This window comes from Candidatus Margulisiibacteriota bacterium (assembly GCA_028706105.1).
Classification (GTDB): Bacteria; Margulisbacteria; Riflemargulisbacteria; order GWF2-35-9; family DYQY01; genus DYQY01.
The window spans coordinates 21,414-27,723 of the sequence record JAQWCF010000021.1 but is presented as its reverse complement, the minus strand read 5'-3'; the positions used below and the strand labels follow the sequence as shown (position 1 = coordinate 27,723).

General features: G+C 34.2%; 9 protein-coding genes. 2 read left to right on the top strand and 7 right to left on the bottom strand.

The features are described from left to right. The 4 genes from PHF25_03620 to PHF25_03605 form a co-directional block, all read right to left on the bottom strand. A partial coding sequence (locus PHF25_03620; GenBank protein MDD4527110.1) for a hypothetical protein occupies positions 1–297 on the bottom strand: 297 nt, incomplete at its 3' end. Between the two features lie 305 nt (positions 298–602). After that, a complete protein-coding gene (locus PHF25_03615; protein ID MDD4527109.1) occupies positions 603–740 on the bottom strand; it encodes a rubredoxin in 138 nt (45 codons plus the stop codon). A 13-nt stretch (positions 741–753) separates the two neighbouring features. Continuing rightward, positions 754–1,326: a rubrerythrin family protein gene (locus PHF25_03610; protein ID MDD4527108.1), complete on the bottom strand. Its 573-nt coding sequence runs from the start codon at positions 1,324–1,326 to the stop codon at positions 754–756. Between the two features lie 5 nt (positions 1,327–1,331). Next, positions 1,332–1,793: a Fur family transcriptional regulator gene (locus PHF25_03605; GenBank protein ID MDD4527107.1), complete on the bottom strand. Its 462-nt coding sequence runs from the start codon at positions 1,791–1,793 to the stop codon at positions 1,332–1,334. 83 nt (positions 1,794–1,876) lie between these two features. Here PHF25_03605 and mutM point away from each other — a divergent pair, with 83 nt between their 5' ends. Together mutM and PHF25_03595 are read left to right on the top strand one after the other, a co-directional pair. Then, positions 1,877–2,701 carry a bifunctional DNA-formamidopyrimidine glycosylase/DNA-(apurinic or apyrimidinic site) lyase gene (mutM, locus tag PHF25_03600; GenBank protein MDD4527106.1) on the top strand — a complete coding sequence of 275 codons (825 nt, stop codon included), beginning with the start codon at positions 1,877–1,879 and terminating at the stop codon, positions 2,699–2,701. Positions 2,702–2,713: 12 nt separating this feature from the next. Continuing rightward, positions 2,714–2,911, top strand: coding sequence for a DUF1858 domain-containing protein (locus PHF25_03595; protein MDD4527105.1), 198 nt, complete (start codon positions 2,714–2,716; stop codon positions 2,909–2,911). A gap of 3 nt (positions 2,912–2,914) precedes the next feature. Here PHF25_03595 and guaA read toward each other — a convergent pair whose 3' ends face one another. Genes guaA through rpsB form a run of 3 tightly spaced genes read right to left on the bottom strand, consistent with a single transcriptional unit; the run spans position 2,915 to position 6,241 of the window. Continuing rightward, positions 2,915–4,450, bottom strand: a complete 1,536-nt coding sequence (guaA, locus tag PHF25_03590) for a glutamine-hydrolyzing GMP synthase (GenBank protein ID MDD4527104.1) — start codon at positions 4,448–4,450, stop codon at positions 2,915–2,917. Positions 4,451–4,453: 3 nt separating this feature from the next. Then, positions 4,454–5,278, bottom strand: a complete 825-nt coding sequence (gene tsf, locus PHF25_03585; protein ID MDD4527103.1) for a translation elongation factor Ts — start codon at positions 5,276–5,278, stop codon at positions 4,454–4,456. Positions 5,279–5,302: 24 nt separating this feature from the next. Further along, on the bottom strand, positions 5,303–6,241 hold the full coding sequence (gene rpsB / locus PHF25_03580) for a 30S ribosomal protein S2 (protein MDD4527102.1): 939 nt from the start codon (positions 6,239–6,241) through the stop codon (positions 5,303–5,305). Between the last annotated feature and the right edge of the window lie 69 nt (positions 6,242–6,310).

Below are 6,310 nucleotides of genomic sequence, written 5' to 3'. Positions count from 1 at the left end.
AACCATATTGGCAGTATTTTCTCCCCAAAAAACAAAATCCTTAATACCAAACTCATTTTGAGTAGTAACTGCTATTCTGTAGTTAACTGCAGGTCCTCGGTCAGAATTATAAACCGCCTGAAAATAAACATTTGTTCCTGTCTCATTAATTGAAACGGCACTATTTGTTGGATTATCTTGTACTAAAAGGTTTGTAGGGGCTGTAGTTGCTGAAAAAAGAAGGGAATTACTTAAAAAAATAAGAAAAAATAAAGACACTACTAGATTATGTAAGGCTCTATTAAAATTTATACGCAAAAAAATCCCCCTTGAATGATACACTAACGTTAACAATAATACCTAAAAAAGCCAAGTTTTATAAGGGTTTTATATTAATTTTTATTAATACAAAACTACCATTTATTTCTCTTCATATCTTTAAAAATACCCAATAAAAATTATCAATAACATAAAACACCTGAAGTGCCTATAAACAAAGGCTTACAAAAGCAACATGTTTTTTCAATGAAAGAAAATTTGGGTTTTTAAAATGTGAGAGAAAATAAACCAAAAAAAAGCGATATAAGGCAGAACTAAATATCTGCCTTATATCCGTAAAAGCTCTATACTTTTTCGAACTGATCTTTACCTACTCCGCACTCTGGACAGGTCCAGTCTTCAGGGAGGTCAGCAAAAGCAACATTATCGTTCTCTGCTGGGTCATAGATATATCCACAAACAATACATTCATACTTATCCATTACGTACTCCTTTCTAATAATTAGCTTCTTTTACTTCAAAATACTTCTTGGCATGTAAACATGCTGGGCACTTATCTGGAGCTTCCTTACCAGTATGAATATAACCACAATTTCTACATTTCCACTCTATTACATTAGGCTTAATGAAAACTAGTCCCTTTTTTATATTTTCCAATAACTTAAGATATCTTTCTTCATGAGCCTTCTCTACCTTAGCTATCTCCTCAAAGCAAACGGCAATGTCTTCAAACCCTTCTTTTCTAGCTTTCTTAGCAAAAGCTGGATATAACAACGTCCACTCCTCATTTTCTCCGTTAGCAGACTCCTGAAGATTTTCTGCTGTTGTGCCGATCTTTCCTGCAGGATAAGAAGCAGTTATTTCTAACATTCCACCTTCTAAAAACTTAAAAAATCTTTTCGCATGCTCTTTTTCATTATCTGCTGTTTCCAAAAATAATGCTGCTATCTGTTCATAGCCTTCATTTTTTGCAACACTCGCAAAATAGGTATATCTATTTCTTGCTTGTGACTCACCAGCAAATGATTTTAACAAATTTTTTTCTGTTTCCGTTCCCTTTATACTCATTTTATCTACCTCCTAGTAAAAATTCTAACCTTCTGCTTTAATAAATTCAATAAATTCTTTTTTTTCACCCCCTTATTACAGTTATTACAAATACCCTTAAACCATCCCTGAAAAGATACCGCCTTGTGCCCCTTTAAATCTAGAGATGAAAGTTCTTTCATTTCTGAAGGAATATCAAAAATTTTATCACATTCAGAACAAAAAAAATGGTAATGATCTTCTGTGACAATATCAAAAACAGCTGTCTCGTTTGGGCCACTTATTTTTTTTACTATCCCCAGCTCAACAAATAGCGTAAGTGCGTTATACACTGTTGCTAAAGATAAGATTTCTTTACTATTAGAAAGCTCTCCATATATTTGTTCAGCAGTAGGATGCACCTTAAATTCCAAAAGATAATCCAAGATTTTCACCCTCTGAGAGGTGACCTTTATTGCCTTCTTCTTTAATATTTCAGTTGCTTCCATATGTGTTTTTCTTTATAATTATTCTAAAGTTAGAATGATTATAAATTAGACAACAACAAAAGGCAAGAAGGAAGGATAAGGAAATGCCCGAACTACCAGAAGTAGAAACAATCAGCAGAGACCTGAATCAGCACATTACTGGCTCAACAATCGCAAATGTTACAATTTATGACGGAAGAAATCTTAGAAATATTAACGAAACTGAATTCAAAAAAGGGACAGAAAGCTCAAGCATACTCAATGTCTACAGACTAGGAAAAGTCTGCGTTTGGAACTTATCCAATGAAAACTCCTTACTCTTCCATCTAAGAATGACTGGCAAATTTATTATTCAAGGAAAAAACCCAAACAAAGAAAAACACTCCATGCTTAAATTTTCAACTAACAAAGAGAATATTATCTTTGAAGATATCAGAAAGTTTGCAACAATTAATTTAATTAAAACCAAAGAACTTAAAAGTAATAGCTACGTACAAAAAATTGGAATAGATCCCACGACACCCGAATTTACCCTACTAAAACTAGGAAAGATCATCAAAAACATACCAAACAAAAACTTAAAACAACTACTGCTTGAACAAAATCATCTCGTAGGAATTGGGAATATCTACGCATCAGAAATTTTATTTGAGTCCCAAATATCTCCGCAAAGACTTGCTAAAAGTTTAACGAAAGAAGAAATAAAAAACCTATATATTGCAATAAAAAATATTCTACAAAAAGCAATCGAACTGAGGGGAACAACTTTTTCGGATTATAGGGATGGGTTTAATAAAAAAGGTGGATTTCAAAATAAATTGAAAGTATATAATAAATATACCCAAAACTGTATAATATGTAATAATAAAATAAGCAAAATAAAACAAAATGGCAGAAGCACTTTTTATTGTGAAAACTGTCAAAAATAAAGGAGAAAGAAAATGAAAATATCAAAAAAATCAAATATTATGGACATAATTAACGAATACCCAGAAGCGATGGAAATATTAAGAAATCATGGTGTTCATTGTGTTGGATGCATGATGGCACATTCTGAAAGTTTAGAAGAAGGATTAGCAGCTCATGGTCTAGATGTTAACGAAATCATTAAAGAAATAGAAGCAGCAAGCGCTTCCTAGTAACTACTCCCACTCAATAGTGCTCGGTGGTTTTGAAGTAATATCATAAACCACCCTATTGATTTCGGGCAATTCATTAATTATTCTAGAAGAAATACTCTCAAGCACCTCATAGGGCAGATGTGTCCAGTTTGCTGTCATAGCATCCTGACTGCTCACGGCACGCACCGCAATTGTATGGCAATAGGTTCTTTGGTCTCCCATAACACCTACGGTCTTAATAGGCAGTAAAACTGCAAAAGATTGCCAAACTTCTCTATATAACCCTGCTTTTTTTATTTCATCCATTACAATATCATCAGCTTCTTGTAAAACCCTTACTCGCTCAGGGTCAACCTCACCAATAATCCTTATTGCTAAACCAGGACCAGGGAAAGGATGTCTATAGATGACTTTCTCTGGCATACCCAACTCAAGACCTACTCTACGCACTTCGTCTTTAAATAGCTTCTTGAATGGCTCTACAATCTTAAACTCCATATCATCTGGCAACCCACCAACATTATGATGAGTTTTAATTTTAACTGCATTTTTGGAGACACCACTTGAGGCGCTCTCAATAACATCGGGATACAAGGTTCCTTGAGCTAAAAATTTAACATCTTTAGCAACCTTAACAACTTCAGACTCAAAAACCCTAATAAATTCATTTCCAATTTTCTTTCTTTTTTCTTCTGGATCAGTAATACCTTTAACTACATTATAGAAACGTTCTTTTGCGTCAACATGAATTAACTTAATCTTAAAATGATTGTTAACCGTAGCAACGATTTGTTCTGCTTCATTTTTTCTCATGAAGCCTTGATCAATAAACATACAAATCAGTTGATCGCCGATAGCCTCATGTAACAAAACCGCAGCTGTCATAGAATCAACTCCACCGCTTAAACCTAGTAAAACTTTCTCCTTACCAACTTGTGCTCTGATCTCTTGGATCTCTTGTTTGATAAAATCTTTCATATCCCAATTTCTCTTAAATTTACAAATTTCAAAAAGAAAATTTCTAATAATCTGCATTCCAGTAAGAGTATGAGAAACTTCCGGATGAAATTGGACGCCATATATCTTCTTCTCCTTATTAGCAATAGCCACAAAAGGAGTATTGACTGAATGTGCTAATCTGACATAACCAGCAGGAAGAACAGCCACACTGTCTCCATGACTCATCCAAACAGTGGTTTTTGGATCTATCCCAAAGAATAAATCCGAAAAATCATCAATTGTTATTTCTATTCTTCCGTACTCACGTTTTGAATAGTGCTTAACAGTTGCTCCTAAAAACTTGGCCATTAATTGCATACCATAACAAATTCCCAACACTGGAATACCCATATTTAATACTTCTGGATTGCACTGAGGAGAATCCTGCTCATATACCGAAGAAGGACCTCCTGACAAAATAATTGCGGTAGGACTCTTTGCGACTATTTCCTCAAAGGAAACATGGCCATCTAAGATCTCGGCATAGACACCACACTCTCTTACTCTACGAGCGATTAAATGAGAATATTGAGATCCAAAGTCCAGTATAATTATCATTAATTATCCTATGCTGAACCTAATGAATTTTATTATCTTAGTTTTACCTAAAACATCTGATATTTTTTTGTCAGTATCTATTACAAACTTTTGTTCCATAAGACAAATTTCTTCAAAGTATTTACGAAGTTTTCCTTCAACAATTTTATCAGCTACTGCTTCTGGTTTGCCTTCATTAATAACCTGTTCTTTCAAAACGTCTCTCTCTCTACTAAGCTCTTCAGAAGGGACTTCGTCCTTAGAAATATAAACTGGGGCAGAAGCTGCAATATGCATGCAAAGCTGCTTAACAAAGGTGTCATCTCCTTCGTTTACAATCAACACAACACCAATTTTTTGGTTAGAATGAACGTAATAGCCTAATACTTGGTCCTTTTCTGAATTAATTACTTTAGCATTTGTTAATTCAATCTTTTCTCCTATTACACCACTTAACTCTTCAACTTCTTGAGCTACTGTATGTCCAGACGCTAGCACAAGATTCTTGATGTCTTCAATCTCGCTAGCTCCCTTACTTTTTTTCATAGCTACTAAAATCTCTGTAGCTAGCCCTTGAAATTTTTCATTTCTTGAAACAAAGTCTGTTTCAGAACAAAGTTGTAACATGTAAGCTGTTTTGTTGTCTGCGCTAAGTTCAATTTTCACAACACCTTCTGTTGCTTTTCTGTCACTTCTAGTTGCAGCTTTTGCCATGCCTTTTTTTCTTAAAACATCAACTGCTGCTTCCATGTCTCCATTAGCATCTTTAAGAGCTTTCTTACAATCCATAATTCCACAATTAGTTTTTGCTCTTAATTCTTGAATTTCCTGCATTGTTACTTCAACCATTATCATCAACCTCCGAAATATTACTTATTTTTTCTTGATTTCCTCAACATTTGCATCGTCAACGATTAATTTATCTACAACAGATGCAAGTTTATCTATATCAGCATTGGCTGCTTCAGCACTTTTCACAAAAACCTCTTCAACTTCTTGAGTAATTGCTTCTTCGCTACTTAACCTTGATTTCTTACCTTCGATGATTGCATTGGCAACGATACTAACCAACAACTTTATTGTTCTAATAGCATCATCATTCGCGGGTATTGGGTGGCTCACTAAATCAGGATCACAATTTGTATCGACAATACCAACAATTGGCATATTTAAAACGTTCGCTTCGTGAACAGCGATTTCTTCTTTGTGTGTATCCACAATAAAAATAATATCAGGAAGATTCTTCATGTCTTTGATGCCATCAAAATGGTAATGAAGTTTACTTAGTTTTTTGTTTAACACTGATTGCTCTTTGGTAACAAAAGCATTAAACAAGCCTGATTCTTTCCAGCCTTCGATTTCTTCCATTCTTTTAATAGACTTTTTAATTGTCTCAAAATTTGTAAGCATACCACCAAGCCATCTATTACAAATATATGGCATTTCGCATCTCTTAGCTTCTTCTTCGATAGCAGCCTGTGCTTGTTTCTTGGTTCCCACAAATAAAACCGTAGCTCCTTTAGCTACTTCCTCTTTTATGTAGTCATATGCTTTATTTATGTATCCCAATGTTTTTTGTAAATCGATAACGTGAATATCGTTTCTGGAAGTGTAAATATACGGAGCCATCTTAGGGTTCCATCTTCTTGTCTGGTGTCCAAAATGAACGCCTGTTTCTAAAAGTTGTCTCATTGTTACAACTCGTTCAGAAATACTTGTTTTAAGTTGCTCTTTATGTGGCCTTGGCTTTCTTATTTCCTTTTCTTCTGAGGTTGCAACTTCTACTTTTTCTACTGATTTTTCTTCTGACATTTTTTGCTCCTTTTGTTTTTCTTCTACCTTGTCAAAACGTAACAACTATTAAGTCACACGTTACATTTA